The sequence below is a fragment of the Gemmatimonadota bacterium genome, assembly GCA_016714015.1.
Lineage (GTDB): Bacteria > Gemmatimonadota > Gemmatimonadetes > Gemmatimonadales > Gemmatimonadaceae > Pseudogemmatithrix.
Map to the genome: position 1 here is coordinate 533121 of JADJNZ010000001.1, position 21410 is coordinate 554530.

The window sequence follows — 21410 nt, forward strand, 5'->3', positions numbered from 1 at the left end:
GGGCCGGTCATCCCGCCGCGACCGCCGACTCGTGCACCCCGGCGATCGCCCGCCCCGACGGATCCGCCGCCGCCGCGAACGACGCGTCCCACGCGATCGCCGCCGGTGACGAGCAGGCGATGGACTTCCCGCCCGGCACCGTCGCCGCGCAGACCGCCCCGGGGAAGTGCTGCTCGAACAGCACGCGGTAGACGTACCCCTCCTTCGTCGTCGGCGGGTTCACCGGGAACCGCGCCGCCGCGCTCGCCAACTGGGCATCGGTCACCTTGGCCTCCGCCGACGTCTTGAGCGCGTCGATCCACCCATACCCCACGCCGTCGCTGAACTGCTCCTTCTGCCGCCAGAGGATCGCCTCGGGCAGCGTCCCTTCGAACGCCGTGCGCAGCAGGTGCTTCTCGATCGGGCGCCCTCCCGGAACGCGCGGCCGCACCCGCTTGTGCTCCGCATCGATCGACATCGCCGCGTCGATGAACGCCAGGTCGAGGAACGGCACCCGCGCCTCCACGCCCCACGCGGCCATCGACTTGTTCGCGCGCAGGCAATCGTACAGGTGCAACGCGCCGAGCTTCCGCACCGTCTCGGCGTGGAACTCCTCGGCCGATGGCGCCTTGTGGAAGTAGAGATAGCCGCCGAACAGCTCGTCCGATCCCTCGCCCGAGAGCACCATCTTGATCCCCATCGAACGGATCCGGCGCGCGAGCAGGAACATCGGCGTCGACGCGCGGATCGTCGTCACGTCGTACGTCTCGATGTGTCGGATCACCTCCGAGAGCGCATCCATCCCTTCGGCGACGGTGAAGTGGAACTCATGGTGCGCCGTCCCGATCGCCTCGGCGGCGACGCGCGCCGCGACGAGATCGGGCGCGCCCTCAAGGCCGATCGCGAACGAATGCAGTCGCGGCCACCAGGCTTCGACCTTCCCGTCCTCCTCCACGCGGCGCGCGGCGAACTGCTGGGCGCACCAGGCGACGATCGACGAATCGAGCCCGCCCGACAGCAGCACGCCGTACGGCACGTCCGACATGAGCTGTCGCTTCACCGCCGCGAGCATCGCGGCGCGGATCGCCGCCGGGTCGGCGGGCACGCCGCGTACGGCCGAGTAGTCACGCCAGGCGGGCGTGTAGTAGGGGCGGATGATGCCCTCTGCGCTGTCGAGGAGGTGCCCCGGCGGGAACGGCTCGATCGTCTCGCACACGCCGACCAACGCCTTCATCTCCGAGGCGACCCAGAGCCGCCCGGCGGCATCGCGTCCATGGTAGAGCGGACAGACGCCCATCGGGTCGCGCGCGATGAGGTAACGACGCGCCGCCGCATCCCAGAGTGCGAATGCGAAGATCCCGTTGAGGCGCGAGACCAGCGCCGCGCCCTCCCGCTGCCAGAGGGCGTTGATCACCTCGCAGTCGGAGTCTCCCACGAACGCGTACCCGGGCGCGCCGGCTGCGAGCTCCCGGTGGTTGTAGATCTCCCCGTTCACGCAGAGCGCGAGCGTCCCGTCCGTACTCGGGATGGGCTGCGCGCCGCCCTGGATCCCGACGATGGCGAGTCGCTCGTGCGCGAGGATTGCACCGTCGTCCGCGTACACGCCGCTCCAGTCGGGCCCGCGATGCCGCTGCCGCGACGAGGCCGCGACCGCCTGGCGACGGAGCGCCGCCAGGTCGTCGCCCGGCTTGAGATCGAACACTCCCACGATGCCGCACATGGACACACCCTCGGGATCTGGAGGAAACGGAAAAGGCCCGCATCGTCGATGCGGGCCTCGGAGACTTCGTCGCTGGTGCTGCCGTGTGCGCGACTAGACGCCGACCCGCTGAGGCGGATTGGCGTTGGTATTGCTGGCGCGCTCGGCGCGGGCGGACATCGTCGGCATGGTCCTATGGTAGTCTCGGCCGGAGCGCCGCGCAATCAAGTGCACGGCCGCGCCCGGGAACGTGGCATCATCGTGACGCGGGTGGTCCCGCCTCGTGCTCCTCGATCAACCGCCGGATCGCCACCTCGAGGTCGCGCCCCGACGCCTCGAACACCCGCTCGAATCGTTCGAGGTCCGTCAGGTAGATGCGCCGCGCGAGCAGCGCCGCGTTGTCCAGCCGCACCCGCTCGGCGTAGACCCGCGGGATCGTCAGGAATCGCGGGCCGACGGAATCCACGAGGAACCGCCGGGCATCGCGATAGGTCGAATCGCGGATGGCGAGCCGTCGCGTCTTGAGCGAATCCGCCGCGCTGGCCTTGAACGCCGAGTCGAGTGCCGTGTAGAGGCGCGCCCAGTACGCGGCGAGCAGCCGATCATCCGCCCAGCGGTCCACGGAGCGCTTCGCCGAGGTCGAGTCCCCCCGCGCGAGGAAGAACCGCTCCGCCCCGCGCGCCCCGACGAAGTTCGCGAACGACTCGTTGAAGACCGCGCCGTCCTTCGCGTAGTAGCGGTTGTGCGTGAGCTCGTGGATCACGGTGTTCACGAGGTCCACCGTATCGGCGACGAGCGTCGTCGACAGCAGCGGGTCGTTGAACCAGCCGAGCGTGCTGAACGCGGCCGCGGGGCGCAGGTACGTGTCGTATCCCTCGGCGGCGAGCTCCCGCTCCGCCCGCTGGGCGGCCGCCACGTCGAAGAAGCCCTTGTACGGCACGCGACCGACGACGGGGAACCACCAGCTCTTCCCTTCGAGTCGGTCCTTCCGCGCGCCCGAGAGCACGAGCACCAGCGTGTCCGACTCCAACTGGGTGAACTGCGTGAAGGCGTCCTTCGCCGGGAGCCGCAGCGAATCGCGCGCGAAGGCCCGCGCCTCGAGCACCAGCTGCAGCTTGGCGCGCGTGGCCGCGTCGAGCGTCGAGTCCTGCGCGAGGCGCGCGATCGGTCGGCGGCCCCGGAGGATCTTCCCCTCCTCCCACGCGGCGCGCGCGAGGTAGCGGCCGAGGGGGGTCGCGGCGAGGAACAGCGCGCCCCCTGCGGCGATCGCGAGCAGCACGATCCCCACCCCTCCCCAGCGCAACTTCAAGCGGCCAGCCCCCCGTGTGCGGTTCGATGACATCGACCGGAATCTGGGCGGCGTTTCCCGCGATGCAAGCCGAGCGCTCGCAACGAGTTACACGCACGAATCAAGGGCACTCCGTGCATGGCGGTGCGCCCCCGCGAGCGCTATTCTTCCGGGTCCATGTCCTTCGTCCATCTCCACTGCCATTCCGAGTACTCGCTGCTCGACGGCGCCAACCGGATCGATGACCTGATCCGCCGGGCGCAGGAGTTCGAACAGCCGGCGCTCGCGATCACCGACCACGGCAACATCCACGCGGCGTGGGAGTTCCAGGAGAAGGGCAAGAAGGCCGGCATCAAGCCGATCCTCGGCATGGAGGCGTACGTCGCGCCGAGCGACCGCCGCCTCAAGACCCGCGCGGCGCAGGGCGAGAAGAACTACTTCCACCTCGTCCTCCTCGCCCGCGACCTCGTGGGCTACAAGAACCTCGTGAAGCTCACCTCCCTCGGGTACACCGAGGGCTTCTACGGCAAGCCGCGCGTGGACCGTGAGCTCCTCGCGAAGCACAGCGAGGGCCTCATCGTCTCCAGTGCCTGCATGGCCGGCGAGGTGGCGCGGCACCTGCTGCAGGACCAGTACGAGGAGGCCAAGGCCGCCGCCGCCTGGTACGCCGACGTCTTCAAGGACCGCTACTACCTCGAGGTCCAGGCGCACGAGGCCGGCGAGCAGAAGAAGCTCAACGACCTCGTCTTCCGGCTCGCGAAGGACCTCTCGCTTCCGGTCGTCGCGACGAACGACGCGCACTTCCTCAAGGCCGAGGACCACGCGGCCCACGACGTGCTGCTCTGCATCGGCCTCAAGAAGGACCGGCTCGACGCGGACCGCATGAAGTACGACCGCGGCCTCTACTTCAAGAGCGCGCCGGAGATGGCCGCGCACTTCAAGGGCCGCCCCGACGTCCTCGAGAACACCCTCGCGATCGCCGACGCGGTCGACGTGAAGTTCGACAAGAAGTACTACGTCCCCGCCTTCCCGCTCCCCGCGGGCGTGAAGAGCGAGAACGACCTCCTCGTCCAGCTCGCCACCGAAGGCGCGAAGAAGCGGTACGGCGACCCGTTCCCCGCGGAAGTGCGCGAGCGGCTCGACTACGAGCTCGGCGTGATCACCAAGACGGGCTACGCCGGCTACTTCCTCATCACCGCCGACTTCATCCAGGCGGCCCGCGACCGCGGGATCCCCGTCGGGCCGGGTCGCGGCTCGGCCGCCGGCTCCCTCGTCGCCTACGCGACCGGCATCACGAACGTCTGCCCGCTCAAGTTCGACCTGCTCTTCGAGCGCTTCCTCAATCCGGAACGCGTCTCGATGCCCGACATCGACGTCGACTTCTGCGAGGAGCGCCGCGGCGAGGTCATCGAGTACGTCCGCGACAAGTACGGGCGCGACTCCGTCGGGCAGATCATCACCTTCGGGACGCTCAAGTCCCGCGCCTGCATCAAGGACGTCGGCCGCGTGCTCGGCTTCACGCCGGCCGAGACCGACGCGATCGCCAAGCTCATCCCCAACGCGCCCAACTTCTCGCTCACCGTCGCCGAGGCGATCGAGAAGGTCCCCGAGGTCGCCAAGCTCTACGACCAGGACGAGCGCCACGCGCAGCTCTTCGACTTCGCGATCTCGCTCGAAGGGCTCTCGCGCCACGCGGGCGTGCACGCGGCCGGCATCGTCATAGCGCCGGGACCGCTCGACGACTACGTCCCGGTCTGCACCGCCGAGTCGAAGGGCTCGGGCGGCGGCGACGGCGACGAGCGCGTGGTGGTCACGCAGTACGACATGATCGCGCTCGAGAAGGCCGGGATGCTCAAGATGGACTTCCTCGGCCTCACGACGCTCACGATCATCACCGACGCGGTGAAGGCGATCAAGGCGCGGCGCGGGATCGACATCGACGTCGACGCGCTCCCGCTCGACGACGAGGACACCTACCGCCAGCTCCGCGCCGGGCGCACCGCCGGCGTCTTCCAGTTCGAGTCGCCGCTCGCGACCGAGATGGTGCGCGGCATGCGCGCCGACCGCTTCGACGACCTCGTCGCGTCCAACGCGCTCATGCGCCCCGGCCCGCTCGATGCGGGCATGCACAAGGTCTACCAGCGCCGCAAGAAGGGCGAGGAGCCGGTGAGCTACCAGCTCCCCGAGCTCGAGGAGATCCTCGCCCCGACCTACGGCGTCATCACCTATCAGGAACAGGTGATGCGCATCGCGCAGCGGCTCGCGGGCATCTCGCTCGCCGAAGCCGACGTGCTGCGCAAGGCCGTCGGCAAGAAGGACGCCGAGCTCATCAGGAAGGAGCTGGGCAAGTTCGTCGAGAAGGCCGTCGCCAAGGGCTTCCCGCCCAAGGTCATCGACGAGATCTCCGCGCAGATCGAGACCTTCGGCCGCTACGGCTTCAACAAGTCGCACTCGGTCGCCTACTCCGTCCTCTCGTACCAGACCGCCTGGCTCAAGACGCACTACACGCCCGAGTTCATGGCCGCCGTCCTCTCGGCCTCCATCGGCGACACCGACTCGGTCGTGAAGTACATCAACGAGGCGCGCGACCTCGGCATGGAGATCCTCCCCCCCGACGTCAACGAGTCGGGGTGGAAGTTCACCGTCGTCGGCGACAAGCGGATCCGCTTCGGCCTCGGCGCCATCCGCAACGTGGGCTCCTCCGCCGCCGATTCGATCATCAAGGGACGCGAGGAGAAGCCGTACACCTCGCTCTACGACCTCTGCGAGCGCGTCGACCTGCGCACCTGCAACAAGCGCGTCTTCGAGGCCCTCACGCACGCCGGCGCGCTCGACGGGCTCGACGGACATCGCGCGCAGTTCGTCGCCGCCCTCGATGGCGCCATGCAGCATGCCTCGCTCGCCCAGACCGAGCTCGCCACCGGCCAGGGCTCGCTCTTCGGCGACCTCATGGGGGCGCCCGAGGAGGGCGCCTCGAAGGCCCCGCTCACCCCCATCCTGCCCAACCTCCCGCCCCTCTCCGAGAGCGAGCGGCTCACGCAGGAGAAGGCGATCCTCGGCTTCTACATCTCCGGCCACCCGCTGGACCCGTTCCGCGCCGAGTGCGAACTGCTCGCCTCGCACACGGTCTCGCAGCTCGGCAAGTGGAGCCCGGAGGCGATGAGCCTCGCCGGCGTGGTGACCGCGATCAAGCGCCAGATCTCCAAGAAGTCGGGCGCCGAGTTCGCGCGCCTCACCCTCGAGGACTTCTCCGGCTCCGCCGAGATCCTCGTCTTCCCCGAGGCGTGGGCCGCCATCAGCGATCGGGTCCGCACCGATGTGCCCATGCTCGTGAAGGGGAACTACTCCAAGCGCGACCAGGACGCCGACAACCCCACGTTCATCGTGGAGTCGGTCACGCGACTCGCCGAGCTCCGCGCCACCGGCCAGTTCGCGATCTCGCTCGAGCTCGACGCCGCCGCCGCAGTCCCCGCCGCCGTCTTCAAGGACGTGCGCGCCGTGGCGATCGCCCATCCCGGCTCGGCGCCGCTGGAGCTACGTTGGAAGGGGAAGGACGGCGCCCCGGCGCGCCTCCGGTCGGCCTCCCTGAAGCTGTCCACCGCCGGCCCCGCCCTGCTGGAACTCCGCGCACTGCTCGGGACCGAGCGCGTGCGACTCGTCAGAGGAGGTTGATCGTGGGAACGTCCGCCCTGGAATTCGAGAAGCCGCTCGCGGAACTCGAGAAGCAGATCGAGGATCTCCGCAAGTCGGCCGAGGAGCAGAAACTCGACGTCACGCCGGAGATCCAGCCGCTGCAGGCCAAGCTCACCGAGCTCCGCCGTGACGTCTACAAGAAGCTGACGCCCCTGCAGCGCGTCCAGGTCGCGCGCTCGGCGCGCCGGCCCTTCACGCTCGACTATCTCCGCCTCGCCTTCACGGACTTCATCGAGCTCCACGGCGACCGCGCCTACCGCGACGATCCCTCGATTGTCGGCGGCTGGGCGCGCCTCGACGGGGAGACCGTCATGGTCATCGGCCACCAGCGCGGCCGCGACACCAAGGAGAACCTGCACCGCAACTTCGGGATGCCGCACCCCGAGGGCTATCGCAAGGCGCTCCGCCTCATGAAGCTCGCCGAGAAGTTCCACGTGCCGATCATCACCATGATCGACACCCCGGGGGCGTGGGCCGGTCTCGGCGCCGAGGAGCGCGGCCAGTCGGAGGCCATCGCGCGCAACCTCCTCGAGATGTCGCAGATCACCGTGCCGATCGTCGCCACCGTCATCGGCGAAGGCGGCTCGGGCGGCGCGCTCGCCCTCGGCGTCGCCGACCGCATCCTGATGATGGAGAACTCCGTCTACTCGGTGATCACCGTCGAAGGCTGCGCCGCGATCCTGTGGAAGGACGGCAAGAGCGTCGAGATGCGCGAGAAGGCCGCGCAGTCGCTCAAGATCACCGCCCCCGACCTGATGGAGCTCAAGGTGATCGACGAGATCATCCCCGAGCCCGAGGGCGGCGCGCACGCCAATCACGCCGAGGCGGCCAAGGGCGTCCACGACGCGATCCTCCGGAACATCGACGAGCTCCGCCGCCTCAAGCCGGACAAGCTCGTCCGCAAGCGCCGCGAGAAGTACCTCAAGATGGGTGCGTGGAACGAGTGACGGCCGCCGCGGTCCAGACGCACCTCGTCGAGGTCGAGTTCAAGGGGAATCGGCGCGCGTTCTTCACCTGGGCGGGTGAAGCGCCGCCGCCTGCGCGCGCCGCCGTCATCGTCCAGGTCGAGCGCGGCGAGGACCTCGGCCGCGTCCACGCCACCGGCGAACTCGCCGAGAAGCGGAAGGCCGGGACCACGCACGGCAAGGCCTCGCCGAACGAGCTGCCGCGCGTCGTGCGCCTCGCCACCAAGGCGGAGATCGAGACCGCCGTCCGCCTCCGTGCCGATGAGGACGCCGTCCGCCGCGCGGCGCTGGAGATCGTGCGCGAGCTCAAGCTCGACATGAAGGTCAGCGACGCCGAGTGGCAGTGGGACCGCCGACGCCTCACCTGCTACTTCACCGCCGAGGAGCGCGTCGACTTCCGGCAGCTCGTGCGGCAGCTCGAGAAGCGCTTCGGCGCGCGCGTGCACATGTGGCACATCGGCGTGCGCGACGAGGCCCGTCGCCTCGACGGCATCGGCCGGTGCGGGCGGCAGTTCTGCTCGAGCTCCTGGCTCCCCGAGCTGCGCCCCGTGAAGTCGAGCAGCGCCAAGGACCAGCGCCTCTCGACGCTGAACCCGGCGCAGATCTCCGGCACCTGCGGCCGCCTCATGTGCTGCCTGCGCTACGAGCACGAGTTCTACGTGCAGTCCCGCAAGCGCTTCCCGAAGGAAGGGAAGGTGCTCGAGACGGCGGTTGGCGAGGAGAAGGTCGTGAGCAACGACATCTTCCGCGACCAGGTCACGCTCCGCACCGCGGCCGGCGAGTATCGCACCATCCCGCTCAATCAGCTCAAGCGCGAACTCGGCGACACCTCCGTCCCGGTGGATGACGAGCCGACGCATGACGACGACTCGCCCGAGGAGTCGGAGATCGTCACGCTCTCGCGCGCCGAGCCGCCGAAGGCGGCGCCGTCGCGTGAGCGTGAGCGCGCCCCGCGTGCGGAACGCCCGGCGCGCCCCGAACGCCCCGCGCGAGCCGAGCGCAATGAGCGTGTCGAGCGCCCTGCCGTCCCCGCACCGCCGCGGCAGTCAGCCCCGCCGACGGCCGTCAACGTCCCGACGCCCGACCTCGAGGAGGACGACGACGAGGGCGAGGAGACCGAGGACGCCACGTCGTCCGGAGACTCGGCCGAGGCGTCGACCGACGGCGGAGCCGACGCGCGCAAGCGTGGACGTCGCCGCCGCGGACGCCGCGGCGGTCGTCGTGGCCGCGGGGGGAACACCGGGAACCCCGGCAGCGACGGCGGGGGCGCGCCCGGTGGTGCGCCGTCCGGTCCGCCTTCAACGAACTGACGCCCCATGGCCCGCTTCTACCTCACGACCGCGATCGACTACGCCAACGGCGACCCGCATCTCGGGCACGCCCTCGAGAAGATCGGCGCCGACGCCATCTGCCGCTTCCGCCGGCAGCTCGGTGACGACGTCTGGTTCCTGATCGGCATGGACGAGCACGGCCAGAAGGTCGCGCAGACCGCGGAGGCGGCCGGCCTCGCGCCGCAGGAGTTCGTCGATCGCGTCGCCGCGCGCTTCGAGTCGATGTGGGCCACGCTCGGGCTCTCGCACGACCAGTTCATCCGCACCTCGCACCCCACCCACCACGCGGCGGTGCAGGAGCTCCTCGAGCGCATCTTCGCCAAGAGCCCCGACGACTTCTACGAGCGCTCGTACACCGGCCTCTACTGCGTCGGGTGCGAGAGCTTCAAGCAGCCCGCCGACATCGTCGACGGGAAGTGCCTCCTGCATCCCACCCGCACCCTGCAGGAGATCACCGAGCGCAACTGGTTCTTCCGGCTCTCCGCCTACACCGAGCGCCTCAAGGCCCTGTTCGCGCGGCAGCCCGGGTTCCTCGAGCCCGAGTCGCGGCGCAACGAGATCCTCGCCCTGCTCGACCAGGGACTCGAGGACATCTCCGCCAGCCGTGCCCGCTTCGCCTGGGGCGTCCCCTTCCCCAAGCCGCTCAGCGACGGCGAGACGCAGACCACCTACGTCTGGTTCGACGCGCTGCCGAACTACTGGACCGCGCAGTTCTTCGCCGGCTCCGGTGCCAGCTGGCCCGCGAGCGTCCACGTGGTCGGCAAGGACATCACCCGCTTCCACACCGTCATCTGGCCGGCGATGCTCATGGCCGCCGACCTCCCCCTCCCCGAGCGCGTCTGGGGGCACGGCTTCATCTCCCTCGGCGGGGAGCGCTTCAGCAAGTCGGCCGGCGTGAAGCTCGAACTCAGCGACGCCATCGCCCGCTTCGGCGCCGACGCGTTCCGCTACTATCTCCTCCGCGATATCCCCTTCGACGGCGACGGTTCGTTCTCGTGGGAGCGGTTCGAGGCCGTCTACACCTCCGAACTCGCCAACGGCATCGGGAACCTCGCGAGCCGCACGACGGCGATGATCGAGAAGTACTGCGAGGGCATCGTCCCTGACGGCGCGCCGGGCGACGTCGACGTTGCCGATGCCGCCGACCATGCGACGGCGCGGGCGGCCCTCGATGGCTCCCGTGGCTTCCTCTGCCACGAGGCGCTCGAGGCGATCGTCCGCACCGTCGGGCGCGCCAACCAGTACATCCAGGACACCAAGCCGTGGGTCCTCGCCAAGGACCCGCTGAATCGCCCCGAGCTCGAGCGCGTCCTCGCGTCGCTCGTGCGGCAGCTGGCGCGGCAGGCCGTCTACCTCGCGCCGTTCATGCCGGAGAAGGCCGAAGCCCTCTGGCGGGCCATCGGCGGCCCGGGAACGGCCGCCCGCGTCCGATTCGCGGAGCTTGAGTCGCTGCGGTGCGCCGGATGGCGTGTGAGCAAGGGCGAGGGACTCTTCCCGCGGCCCGAGCCACCCGCCAAGACCTGACGGCCTGTTCGGGGTATCATCGGGGCCGGAGCCTCCGCCGCCACCCTATCTTCCGAAGATGGACCGCCGTCGCTGGACCCTCCTCGTCATCCCGCCGAAGAACGGGGCCACCCGGGAGCTCTCGCTCCCCGGCTGGACCTTCCGTGCGCTCGGCTGGGTGGCAGTCGTGGCGGTCCTGCTGGTCGGCGGCGCGGTGACCGTGCTCTTCACGCCCTGGGGCACCCCGGGGGCCCGGCTGGTCGCCAGCGAGAACGCCGTCCTCCGTTCCGAGATCGCGGAGGTCGAGGCCCGGTTCCGGGTCCTGGAGGACACGCTCTCCCTCCTCGCCAAGCGCGAGGAGCAGCTCCGGATGCTCGCCGGCATGCCGGTGGAGGCCACCCGGATCAGCGACTCCGCGAGCCCAGCCAGCGCCGCCAGCGTGGTCGCGGCCTCGCTCGACGCCCCGCGCGACGAACCCGGGCCGGGGGCCGCGGTGCCCCGCCGCCGCCCCTTCCTCGGGCGCCTCGGCTGGAGTTCGCGGCCCGACGTCGACGGCCTGATCACGCGCGCCTCGAACCTCGCGCGCTCGTTCAGCCTCGTCTCGGACACGCTCCAGCGGAACTTCGAGAAGTTCGCCAACACGCCGAGCATCATGCCCACCACCGGCTGGCTCTCGAGCCAGTTCACGACGAGCCGCTTCCACCCGATCCTGCACGAGAACCGGCCGCACGAGGGCATCGACGTCACCGCCCCGACGGGCACGCCGATCGTCGCCCCGGCCACCGGCATCGTCGTCACCGCCGGCAATGACAAGGGCTTCGGCCTCTCGGTCGAGATCGACCATGGCAACGGCATCCGCACCCGCTTCGCCCACTGCTCGCGCCTCGCCGTCCGCACCGGCCAGCGCGTCACGCGCGGCCAGCTCATCGCCGCCGTCGGCATGACCGGCCTCGCCACCGCCCCGCATCTCCACTACGAGATCCATGTGAACGGGAAGCCGGTGGACCCGCTCACCTACGTCCTGCCCGACGCGCAGTGAGCGGTCGATTAAGGCAGAAGGATGAAGGATGAAAGAGGAACGCGGGGGTGGCCGATCAGGCCACCCCCGCGTTCTCTCATCTCCCTTCTGACTACAGCCCTCGCGGCGGCTGCGCCGCCGCTAGAACTTCACCGTCGGCGCCGTCGCCGCCGCCGGATTCGTGACCTCGAAGTACTCCCGCGCCTTCGCTCCCGTCACCTTCGCCGTGAGCACCGCCGGGAACTTGCGGATGTACGCGTTGTAGTCGCGCACCGCGTTGTTGTAGTCCGTGCGCGCCACCGCGATGCGGTTCTCCGTCCCCGTCAGCTCGTCCTGCAGCCGCAGGAAGTTCTGGTCGCTCTTGAGCGTCGGGTAGGCTTCCGAGATCGCGAGCAGCCGGCCGAGCGCCCCCGTCATCTGGTCATTGGCCGTCGCCATCTGCCCGACGTTGCCGCCCTGCACCGCGCCGAGGAGTCCGGCGCGCGCCTGCGCGACGGCCGTGAAGATCGTCTCCTCCTGCTTGGCGTATCCCTTCACCGTCTCCACGAGATTCGGCACGAGATCGGCTCGGCGCTGCAGCTGGACCTCGATCTGCTGCTTGGCGGCCGCCGCCGTCTCGTCCATCGTCTGGATGCTGTTGTAGCCGCACGCCGAGAGGACCAGCGGCAGCGCGAGCAGGAACCACTTCTTCATCGATCGTCTCCGAATGAGGGACTGTTGGATAATACGCAGGGAACGCGGCGCGGTGTCAGGCGCCGGACGGCGGTGCGGCCCGGACGCGACGCTCAGGGGCGCGCGTCGAGCCGGTCGACATGCGCCACGAACGTCTCCAGTCCGGCATGGTAGGCCGTGAGGATGGCGTCCGCGCGGTCCGCCGGGATCTTCGCCGACCCGGCGACGTGGCCGACCACCTGCAGGAACGGGGACGGGTCGAACCCGGCGCGCGCCGCCGTCCGGCGCACGACGTCCTCCGGACCGTCCGTCCCCGACTCGCCGTGGATCCGCAGCAGTGTGCGGAAGAGCACCAGGATCGCGCTCTTCGACGCCGCCAGCAGCTCGAGCTCCCGCTCCGGCTTCGCCCCTGACGCGAGGATCCCCTGGCGCAATGCGAGCAGCTTCCCCATCGCCTCGAACTCGAGTTGGTGCCGCAGGTGCTCCGTGGAGACGCGCGACGGCGAGGACGGCATCGCCCCGGCGAGCACACGGTGCCGCTCGAGGATGTCGGCCACTTCCATCGCGAAGATGTCGCCGCTCGCGCCCCACTCCGCCTCGGTGAGGATCAGCGGCGGCGGGTTCCCCGCCTCGCCCCACGCCTCGGCCGTGGACGCGAGCGTCCGCAGCGCCGCCGGCGTGAGCGCGCGGACGATCACGAGCACGTTGTAGTTGGCACGCGGGTCGCTGCGCTCGTTCCGGGCCGCCGATCCGTACAGGACCGCCGCCACGAGCGTCTCGCCCAGGTCGCGTTGCAGGCGCTCCGTGAGCGCCTCGAGGGTCATCGTCGTCTTCGCCATCTAGAAGCTCCCGCTCGAGCCACCGCCCGAGAATCCACCGCCGCCCCCGAACCCGCCGAACCCGCCACCGCCGAATCCACCGCCGCCGAACCCGCCACCGAAGCCGCCGCCGCGACGGCCGAGCGGGAACGGGACCACCACCAACCCGCCGCGCCGGCCGCGCCGTGTGGCGCTCATCACGTTGATCAGGACGAAGATCACCATGATGATGGCGGCCGGAGGGATCTTCGGGCGCTTCCTCGTCGCGCGCTTGGGCGCGATGGTGCCGTCGAGCGCGAACTGGAACTCCGCCGCATAGCGCTCCGCGAGGCGGCCCGTGATGAGCGTCAGCGCCTCGCCGTACGCACCCCGCTGCAGCGCGGGCGTCGCCTCGCGCCGGATGTCCCCGGTCATGCCGTCGGTGATGAAGCCCTCGGCCCCCTGCCCCGTCTGGATCGAGATGTAGCCGCGGCCATCCGCGCTCGTCTCCTTCGGCACCAGCAGCACCACGACCCCGGCGTTCCGAGCGCGGTCGCCGCTGTTCGCACTCGCGCCGACGCGCCATTCGCGGCCGATGCGGAGCGCGACGTCTCCCACGTCGCGCCCGGCGAGGTCCCGCAGCGTGACGACCGCGATCTCGCCCTGCGAGCCGGCGCGCACCGCGTCGACGAGCCGCGTGATCCGCGCCTCATCGTCCGGGCTCAGCACCTCGGCGAAGTCGTTGACGAAGCCCGTGGGGGCCGGGATCTGCGGGGGCTGCTGCAGCGCGACCGTCAGCGCGAGCAGCACCGGGGCGAAGGGGATCACGAGTGAATACTACTGGGGACGCGCCCGCGAAGTTGCAGGTGGGCACCGCCCCGTGGCGCCCTGCTGGCGGTCGCCGCCGATCAGGGGCGGCGGGTGGGCCGGTCCAGCCGTGATCTCGTGTAGATCGCGATCGCGCCGAACGGCGCCCGGTCGCCGAACTGCACTCGTGCCTCCGAGGCGCCCAGGATCGCGAGGAAATAGACGTCGTTGGGCAGCACCAGCGCGGTGGGGCCGAGGACGAGGCCGTCCACCACGATCGCGAGACACTGGTTGTTGCGCGTCGCCCGGAAGCAGTCGTTCGGTCCGCGGGGCGGATACACGCTCGTCACGCCGAGGGTGCGCATCAACTGCGGGAGATCGGCCGTGCGATCCCGCACGGACGCGATCAACTCGGGTTCGTACACCCGCCACCCACGCCGGTACGCTTCGCTCAGCCGCTTCTCGTTGAGCGAGGCGGCGCCCTCGACCCGCACCGCCTCCGCGGCGGCGGCCACCTCGACGAGGAGGAACTCGTACTCGATCGTGTCGGCGGCCTGAGGGGCCGGCACGACGTACGAGCCCATCTCGAACCCGAGCCGCCGCACCCGCAACTCCATCGGTCCTGCGACGCGGCGGACGCGGAGCGCCCAGAGGCCAGCCGAGTCCGAAGTCGCCATCGCCAGCACGTTCCCCGCCGAGTCCCGCGCTGTGACCGTCGCGAGCGGGATCGGTTGCGCGGTCGCGGCGGTCCGGACGGCGCCGCGAAAGATCTGCGCCGGCAGGAGCGACGGGAGCCCGGTGCACACGGCAAGCAATACGAGCGAAGCGCGGATCCGGAGTGGGAATCGCATTGCGTGGAGGAGTGAGGGCAGGGCCCAACGGCCAGCGGCCACCGACCCCAGAGTGGGGTCGGTGGCCGCGTGCCGCAAGGGTGGTGCGTCTTACGGCGTGGTCGTGCGGGGTGGCTGACGATCAGAGAACCAGACGATCGACGGGGCCGCCGCGGCGGCCGCCGGCGAGCCGGCGACCGAGGCCGGGAAGGCGATGGCCGTGAGGACCGATCCACCGACCGTGGCGCCCGCGATCGGGTCAGCCGCAGCGGTGCCAGCGACGCCCGCCGGGGCAGCAGCGCCCGCGAGGGAGACGGTGGTGCCGGTCGCCGCGATCTGCGCCGCGACCTGCGCGACGCCGAGGTTGGCGTAGGCCGTGGTGGTGTTGAAGCCCACGTTCGCGAAGGCCGGCGCCCCGGCGAGCGCGGTGTTGGCGAGCGGCGTCGTGAAGACGTCGACGGCGCCGATGCCGAGCCCGGCGTGGATCGCCCGGACCGCGACCTGGGTGTTCGACGGGGTCGGGACCGCGTCGTTCAGGATGTACACGCGCTGGGCCGGGGTCTGGCCGGTGCGCGAGTAGCCCAGGTGGAGGAGCGTGTAGTACTGGCCGGCGACGAACGTGAACGTCGTGTCGGCCATCTGGGCCGTGACCGCCGGCAGGCCGCCGGTCGGGGTCGAGAGGCGCGGATCGTAGGTGAACACGCGCAGGTGGCGCGAGCCCGCCTCGAGACCCTGATAGCCGCCCTGACCCATGCCGCGGAACGGCACGTTCACGAACGTCTGCGGGGTGAACTCGAGCTGATCGATGAACCGGACGGTGAGGTTGTTCGTGTCCGGCACCGCGTTGATATAGCGGACGAAGGCGAGCGGCGGGATCGACGATCCCACCGCGCTGCCGTCGTCCGTCTGGCAGGCCGCGGCTCCGAGGAGCAGCGCGCCGACGAGGGCGATTCGAGACATACGCATCAGAAGGAACTCCATGGAAAGTGCGAGACTGAGGAGATGATTGGCACGACGAACGGCATCACTTCTCGTTGCAGTTGGAGGTGCAGCCGCCCGTATCGAACGGACGTCCGTTCCCGCCTGCGACGAGGGAGATGAGACTTCCGAGCGCCATCACGCCGGCGACGACGCCGAGCGCGAGGAACGCGGTCCTCCCCCGCGAGAACTCCCGGACCCGGTAACCACGCACCCCCTCCCGGGGGATCACCACGCGCTCGCCGGTCCAGACCACCGAAGAACCCTGCATCAACACCGTTCGCGCCACACTCAAGGTGACCGAGGAGTCGGTCGAGCCGATCAACTGGCCCTGCACCTGCAACACCGACTCCCCCAACTGCCCGCCGACCAGCACGCGCCCGCGGTCATTCAGTTCGACCGAGATCGCCCGACCGGCTGCCGGCACCGGCTCCTGCGGTGCGAGATAGGCATGACAGCCCATCTGCGTCGCGAGCGCCAGCATGCTGAGCCCGGCCGTGAATCGGCGGGGCCAGCTGCGGCCCCGCGATCCACTTCGGTCGGCGCGATCCATCGATCAGAAGCCGTACGTCGAGGCGCCGGCCTGCTGGCGGGTGCCATCATAGAACGGCTGCTGACGGGCCTGCATCTCCTGGAACGGCACCGGCCACTCGATCGCCGTGTTGGCCGGCAGGTCGTTCCACCCGCGGCTGTCCGTGAACCAGACCATGTAGCCCGTGAAGGCCGTCTCCATGCGCTTCTCGTACTTCATCGCCTCGAGGAGCGTGCCGCAGGTCCCGGTCGGCAGCTTCGGAACGCACGCAGCACCACCCGGGACGACACCGGCGCCGACGCCGACGACCGACGGCAGGCCGTTGCGGAGGCGCGAGATGTTGATGAGCGGTTCGGCCGCCGCGAAGTTGCCCGCGCGGATGTAGCCCTCGGCCGCGAGCATGTCGATCTCGGTCTTCGAGAGCTCGGTGTACGGGCCGGCAACGGTCGTGTTGACCTGCGTGGCGCCGTAGCGACGGTGATCGTAGAAAGACTCGCCGTCGCCCGCCGCGACCACATCGTCGCCGGTGGGACGATTGCGGATGTACTTCGGGAGGATCTGGTTGTTCGGCGTGCTCGCCTGCTGCGCCGCACGGCTGTCACCGGTCGGCCAGCGGCTGTCGAGCGTGGCGACGACGAACGCGCGACGGCTCGACGGAGCGGTGTTGATCCACGCCTGATACGCGCCGGAGCTGTCGGCCATGCCGAGGTACTTCATGGGAACCGAGTGCCAGCCGCCCACGACGTAGATCTGACCGGCGTCGAAGCCGGCGCTCCAGCCCGTGTTGCCGTTGATCTGGACGACATGGTCGGCGGTGATGCCGGCTGTGGCATCCGCGATGACCGCGGTCCAGTTCACCGCGGCGCGCTCCGCCGGGGTGCGGGCGATGGCCACCCGCGCGCGCGCGCGGTAGCTGCGCACGAGGCGCTGGAAATCCGCGGCCGACATGTCGGCCGTCTGGCTCAACCACGTGGCCGGCAGCCCGACACCCGTGCCGCGCGCCGCGATCGCCGACGCGGAGTCGTAGTACTCGATCGCCTTCACGTTCGCCGCGGCTGCCGACAGCAGCCCGGGGATCACCGACGTCCCCGTCGCTTCGTCGAGCACCGCGAGCGAGTCATACGCGACCGCCGCATTCGCGACCGAGCGCGCGGCGATGAAGTACGCGAACGCGCGCATCTGGTTCTCGGCGTCCGCCGAGAGCGACGTGATGCCGGAGTTCCGCGCCTTGATGTCGGCGTATGCCTTGAGCGCCGTGAACGCGAGGCGCTGCACGCGCTGGTACGAGTTGAAGTTGTTGAAGTTCGACGCCGAGTTGTCGTTCCCGAGATCGTTGTCGATCTGGGTCCGGTTCGCGACGCGCGCCGCCATGCCGAAGTTCGCGACCGAGGCGAACGACTCCTCGGACATGATCTTCGCCTGCGTGTTCACGGACTCGCTCGTCCGCTGCGGATTGTTGAGCTGCGCGCCCAGACCGGCGACCAGCGAGACGACCGACGCCTCGTTGGAGAGCACCCGGGAGACGTCAGGGTTGTTGTAGTTGTTGACCGCGAGGGCTTCACCGCAGGCTGTGAGGCCCACGAGCGCCAACGCGCCAACGATTCGTGCGTGATATCGCATCATCATTCCTCAGAAGTGGGGTGGCCGGGGCGGGAGGCGAACCTCCCGCCCCGGCATCACCATCAGAAGCTGGTGCCGATCTGGAAGGAGAGCGTGCGCAGGTTCGGGAAGGTGAACCCGTCGATCGCATTCAGGGCACCCGACCCGAGCGTGCCGCCGCCCAGGCCGACCTCAGGATCGAAACCGCGGTAGTCGGAGATCGTGAGCAGGTTGCGGCCGACGAGCGAGACGCTCCAGTCGCCCACGCCGGCCAGACGGCCGATGCGATAGGCCACCGAGAGCTCGCGGAGCTTCACGAACGAAGCATCCTCGCCGGTGTTGTTGTTCGGTCCGAGCACGTCGTACAGACCGCCGACGCCGCCCGTCGAGGTGGCGCGGAAGTAGTAGCCGATCGGCTTCGCGGTGCCGACCGAACGACCCGTCTGGTCGGTCTCGCGGTGCATGAAGTCACCGAGCGACCACTGACGGCCGATGTTCCACACCGTCTTGCCGACCGTGGCGTCGAGCAGCGCGTAGGCCGAGAACTTCTTCCACGACCCCTGCTGCGAGAGCGACCAGCGGTACTTCGGGAGCGCCTGACCGATCGGCGTGTTGGGCACCGCGCCGTTCGCATCGCGCGCGAGGATCGGCATGCCCCAGCCGAGCGGCTCGCCCGCGCTGCCACCGGCCCACGGCGCGTTCGCCGCGGCGAGGCGGGTCATCCACAGGTTCTTGGTGATGCCGTCGCCGAGCGTGTTGCCGGCGCCGACCCACACCACGAACCCGTCGCTGTTGCGCTGGAACTCCGAGCCCGCGCCACCGCACTGCGAGGCCTGCGGCGCCGGGAGCTCGCTGCACTTCGTGACGAAGCGACGGCCGTACAGCTGACCGAACGTCCCGCCCTGGACGATCTTGAACATCGTCTCCGAACCCTGCTGACCCGCGGCGCTCGTGAAGAACTCCGGGATGTCGAGGCGCGCGATCGTCGACGTCGTCCGATCGTAGTTGATGCGCATCGAGTAGTTCAGGTCGCGCGTCTGGATGATCGGGATGTTGAGCGAGACCTCGATCGTCCGGTTGCTCAGCTTGCCGACGTTGCGCCACTGGCTGCCGAAGCCGGCGATGGCCGGCGGCGGGACCGGCATGATCTGCTGGTCGATGTCGTTCGCCGCGTGCGTCAGCGTGAGCCCGTACTTGCTGAAGAACTCGATGTCCGCGCCGATCTCGGTCTCGGTCGAGACCTCGGGACGGAGCTGTGGGTTGCCGATCTGGTTCGGCGAGAGCGTGACGCCGTCGCCGCCGATCGAATACGTCTCGTACTGCGCCGAGAAGCTCGGGCGGTTGCCGGCCTGACCGACCGACGCACGGAGCTTGAGGTCCGACACGGCGTCGAGCCCGAACCACGACTCCTCGCTCACGCGCCACGCCATCGAGCCGCGGCCGTAGGTCTGCCACCGACGGTCGGCGCCGAACAGCGAGGCACCGTCACGGCGCACCAGGCCGCTCACGATGTACTTGCCCTGCCAGTCGAGGTCGAGGTTGACGAACATGCCGATCTGACGGACCTGCTGGATGTACGAGTCACCGCTGCGCGTCGTCTGGCGCGTCGCCGAGATGTCGGCTAGGCCCGGCACCACGAGGTCCGAACCGTTCACCGAGAGCCCGCGGTCATCCTGGGCCTCGAAGAGCGTGCGGAAGGTCACGCGCGACGAGAGGTTGTCGGCGAACCAGTTCTTGCGCGCCGTCATGTCCATCGACGCGTTGAGCGAGACGCCACGATCGGAGCCGCGGCTCGCGGCACCGAGCTGCGTCGAACCGGCAGGGCCCGCCGTGGTGCGATAGCCCTTCGGGGTCTGCGTCTCCTGCAGGCTCTGACGGAAGTCGTAGCCGAAGTTCGCTTCGGCGTCGAGCCACAGCAGCGGCTGCCAACGCGCCGTCGCCTGCCCGAGGAAGCGGTTCGCGCGGTTGAGCGGCTGGAACTCCTCCGCCACGCGCGCCGGGTTGTCGTTCTGCGCGCCCTGCTGCTGCGCGACCGAGCGGACGTAGAGACGCCCGCGCGAGTCACGACCCAGCACGTTCGCCGAGGCCGGCTGACGCGTCACGCGGAACCAGCTGAAGCCGGAGTTCCAGTCCTGCGCGTCCGTGAAGTTCGTGCGGACCGAGAAGTTCCACGACGACGCCAGCTGCTGGTCGACGTTGAGGCGGATCGAATTGCGGGTGTAGCCCTTCATGAACCGCACCGCGCCTTCCTGCCGGAACTGGTTCGCCGACGAGAAGAAGTTCGTGCGGCCCACGCGACCCGTCGCGTCGACGGTCGAGTTCATCGTCTGCCCGTTCGTCAGGACCTGACGGATCGGGTTGTAGGTGCGGACGAAGGGCGTGATCTGATAGATCGAACGGGCGTTCTGCGCGCCCGGGTTGCGGGCGATGCCGGCGTCGTTCGCCAGCGTCACCGGCGTGAGGGCGAAGAACTCGCCTTCGTTGATGCGGCGCGTCTCGGCCTCGATGTCCACGGTGCGCGAGCAATCGCGCGCGCCGGCGGTCACGGTGCAATAGCGCGAGTAGTCCTCGTTCATCAACATGAAGTGCGTCTTCGGGAACTCGTACTCGTTCTCGATCGACGACGTGCCGTACTCCATCTGCGAGCGGAAGCGGACACCCTCACCCGCGTTCTTGCCCGTGCGCGTGGTGATCTGGATGACGCCGTTGCCCGCGCGCGAGCCGTAGAGGGAGGACGCCGCGGCGCCCTTCACCACTTCCACGTTCTCGATGTCCTGCGGGTTGATGTCCTGGATGCCACCGGCCGAGATCACGCCGTCGATGATGATCAGGGGGTCCTGACCACGACCCGACGCGTTGATCGACTGGGGGCCACGGAGGATGATCGCCGGCGCGGTGCCCGGACGGCCCGAGGCCGACACGATGTTCGCACCCGGCACCTTGCCCTGGATCTGCGAGAGCGGGTTGGCACCCGGGACCGGCATGTCCTCCGCCGTCACCTGGGCCACCGTGAACGGAAGCTTCTTCACTTCCGTCGCGCCCGTCACGCCGGTCACGACGACCTGGCTCAGGCGGTTCACGTCCTGCTTCAGCTCGAAGTCCTGGGTCTGCGACCCGGCATTGAGCGTGATGGTCTTCACCATCGGCACGTAGCCGATCGCACGCGCGCGGAGCACGACCTGCTGCCCGCGGATACGCGCACCCGGCACGTTGATGGTGAAGCGGCCATCCTCTCCAGTGCCAACGGAGATGTTGAGCGCCTCGATGGTGACATTCGCTCCGAAGAGCGGCTGACCCGCGTCACTCTTGACCGTGCCCGTGACCACCGCGCCGGCCTGCGCGCTGGCGGTCACCGCCGTCGTGAGTGACAGGAGCAGCGCGAGGATGGAGGCGCTGAGCCTCCGCATCCCGATCCGTCCCAGCATGAGCATACCTCGTGAAGGGGTTTTCCGACGGACGGTCACGTGCTCACGTGCCGTCGCCTGGCCAACGAACCGCCGGGATCCACTCGATCCCGCAGCGGTACTACGACAACAACCGCGTAACAACACCACATCCCCGCCCCTGGGCAGGGGTGGGGCACCAAAGCTCCCTACGGTAACTCATCCCATCAGCAGACCGCAACCCTGCCCGCCGGAGGAACCCTGACCGGCAAGGGGGCTTGCGGACCTCTGCGATAGGACTACCAAGGGGTGAGCCACATCACACGGAATCCGTGG

The 21410-nt window shown here is 69.6% G+C and carries 15 protein-coding genes; 5 read left to right on the top strand and 10 right to left on the bottom strand.

Translation table 11 applies throughout. The annotated features are described in order from the left end of the window. Nucleotides 1-7 precede the first annotated feature (7 nt). Both asnB and IPJ78_02250 read right to left on the bottom strand, forming a co-directional pair. A complete protein-coding gene (gene asnB, locus IPJ78_02245; protein MBK7905365.1) occupies nucleotides 8-1699 on the bottom strand; it encodes an asparagine synthase B in 1692 nt (563 codons plus the stop codon). Between the two features lie 235 nt (nucleotides 1700-1934). After that, on the bottom strand, nucleotides 1935-3020 hold the full coding sequence (locus tag IPJ78_02250; GenBank protein MBK7905366.1) for an aminopeptidase: 1086 nt from the start codon (nucleotides 3018-3020) through the stop codon (nucleotides 1935-1937). A gap of 123 nt (nucleotides 3021-3143) precedes the next feature. Between IPJ78_02250 and dnaE the strand changes: the two genes are divergently transcribed. The 5 genes from dnaE to IPJ78_02275 are packed head-to-tail and all read left to right on the top strand — an operon-like array spanning nucleotide 3144 to nucleotide 11497. Next, entirely contained in the window at nucleotides 3144-6638 is a 3495-nt protein-coding gene (dnaE, locus tag IPJ78_02255; protein ID MBK7905367.1) for a DNA polymerase III subunit alpha, read from the top strand. Next, nucleotides 6635-7606, top strand: coding sequence for an acetyl-CoA carboxylase carboxyltransferase subunit alpha (locus IPJ78_02260; protein ID MBK7905368.1), 972 nt, complete (start codon nucleotides 6635-6637; stop codon nucleotides 7604-7606). The genes dnaE and IPJ78_02260 overlap by 4 nt, the downstream gene beginning before the upstream one ends. Further along, nucleotides 7594-8934, top strand: a complete 1341-nt coding sequence (locus IPJ78_02265; protein ID MBK7905369.1) for a hypothetical protein — start codon at nucleotides 7594-7596, stop codon at nucleotides 8932-8934. Before IPJ78_02260 ends, IPJ78_02265 begins: the two co-directional genes overlap by 13 nt. 6 nt (nucleotides 8935-8940) lie before the next feature. Continuing rightward, complete coding sequence (locus IPJ78_02270; GenBank protein ID MBK7905370.1) at nucleotides 8941-10479, top strand: methionine--tRNA ligase; 1539 nt, start codon at nucleotides 8941-8943, stop codon at nucleotides 10477-10479. A 58-nt stretch (nucleotides 10480-10537) separates the two neighbouring features. Further along, complete coding sequence (locus IPJ78_02275) at nucleotides 10538-11497, top strand: M23 family metallopeptidase (protein MBK7905371.1); 960 nt, start codon at nucleotides 10538-10540, stop codon at nucleotides 11495-11497. 120 nt (nucleotides 11498-11617) lie between these two features. On the opposite strand, the gene IPJ78_02280 is transcribed toward IPJ78_02275, so the two are convergent. The 8 genes from IPJ78_02280 to IPJ78_02315 form a co-directional block, all read right to left on the bottom strand. Then, on the bottom strand, nucleotides 11618-12169 hold the full coding sequence (locus IPJ78_02280) for a LemA family protein (GenBank protein MBK7905372.1): 552 nt from the start codon (nucleotides 12167-12169) through the stop codon (nucleotides 11618-11620). Between the two features lie 92 nt (nucleotides 12170-12261). Next, nucleotides 12262-12987: a hypothetical protein gene (locus tag IPJ78_02285; GenBank protein ID MBK7905373.1), complete on the bottom strand. Its 726-nt coding sequence runs from the start codon at nucleotides 12985-12987 to the stop codon at nucleotides 12262-12264. Continuing rightward, entirely contained in the window at nucleotides 12988-13773 is a 786-nt protein-coding gene (locus IPJ78_02290; GenBank protein MBK7905374.1) for a TPM domain-containing protein, read from the bottom strand. 80 nt (nucleotides 13774-13853) lie between these two features. Next, nucleotides 13854-14603, bottom strand: a complete 750-nt coding sequence (locus tag IPJ78_02295; protein MBK7905375.1) for a carboxypeptidase regulatory-like domain-containing protein — start codon at nucleotides 14601-14603, stop codon at nucleotides 13854-13856. A 90-nt stretch (nucleotides 14604-14693) separates the two neighbouring features. Beyond that, on the bottom strand, nucleotides 14694-15548 hold the full coding sequence (locus IPJ78_02300; GenBank protein MBK7905376.1) for a DUF4397 domain-containing protein: 855 nt from the start codon (nucleotides 15546-15548) through the stop codon (nucleotides 14694-14696). Nucleotides 15549-15606: 58 nt separating this feature from the next. After that, nucleotides 15607-16044 (bottom strand): hypothetical protein, encoded by a 438-nt coding sequence (locus IPJ78_02305; protein MBK7905377.1) that lies wholly within the window; start codon nucleotides 16042-16044, stop codon nucleotides 15607-15609. A 72-nt stretch (nucleotides 16045-16116) separates the two neighbouring features. Further along, nucleotides 16117-17712, bottom strand: a complete 1596-nt coding sequence (locus tag IPJ78_02310) for a hypothetical protein (protein MBK7905378.1) — start codon at nucleotides 17710-17712, stop codon at nucleotides 16117-16119. A gap of 62 nt (nucleotides 17713-17774) precedes the next feature. Continuing rightward, nucleotides 17775-21116 (bottom strand): SusC/RagA family TonB-linked outer membrane protein, encoded by a 3342-nt coding sequence (locus IPJ78_02315; protein ID MBK7905379.1) that lies wholly within the window; start codon nucleotides 21114-21116, stop codon nucleotides 17775-17777. Nucleotides 21117-21410: the final 294 nt, after the last annotated feature.

Coding starts and splice junctions, on each gene's coding strand:
- IPJ78_02275 (MBK7905371.1), top strand. CDS start 10,538: ATGGACCGCCGTCGCTGGACCCTCCTCGTCATCCCGCCGAAGAACGGG.
- IPJ78_02270 (MBK7905370.1), top strand. CDS start 8,941: ATGGCCCGCTTCTACCTCACGACCGCGATCGACTACGCCAACGGCGAC.
- IPJ78_02300 (MBK7905376.1), bottom strand. CDS start 15,548: ATGCGTATGTCTCGAATCGCCCTCGTCGGCGCGCTGCTCCTCGGAGCC.
- IPJ78_02305 (MBK7905377.1), bottom strand. CDS start 16,044: ATGCTGGCGCTCGCGACGCAGATGGGCTGTCATGCCTATCTCGCACCG.
- IPJ78_02285 (MBK7905373.1), bottom strand. CDS start 12,987: ATGGCGAAGACGACGATGACCCTCGAGGCGCTCACGGAGCGCCTGCAA.
- IPJ78_02315 (MBK7905379.1), bottom strand. CDS start 21,116: ATGCTGGGACGGATCGGGATGCGGAGGCTCAGCGCCTCCATCCTCGCG.
- IPJ78_02310 (MBK7905378.1), bottom strand. CDS start 17,712: ATGCGATATCACGCACGAATCGTTGGCGCGTTGGCGCTCGTGGGCCTC.
- dnaE (MBK7905367.1), top strand. CDS start 3,144: ATGTCCTTCGTCCATCTCCACTGCCATTCCGAGTACTCGCTGCTCGAC.
- IPJ78_02295 (MBK7905375.1), bottom strand. CDS start 14,603: ATGCGATTCCCACTCCGGATCCGCGCTTCGCTCGTATTGCTTGCCGTG.
- IPJ78_02280 (MBK7905372.1), bottom strand. CDS start 12,169: ATGAAGAAGTGGTTCCTGCTCGCGCTGCCGCTGGTCCTCTCGGCGTGC.
- IPJ78_02250 (MBK7905366.1), bottom strand. CDS start 3,020: ATGTCATCGAACCGCACACGGGGGGCTGGCCGCTTGAAGTTGCGCTGG.
- asnB (MBK7905365.1), bottom strand. CDS start 1,699: ATGTGCGGCATCGTGGGAGTGTTCGATCTCAAGCCGGGCGACGACCTG.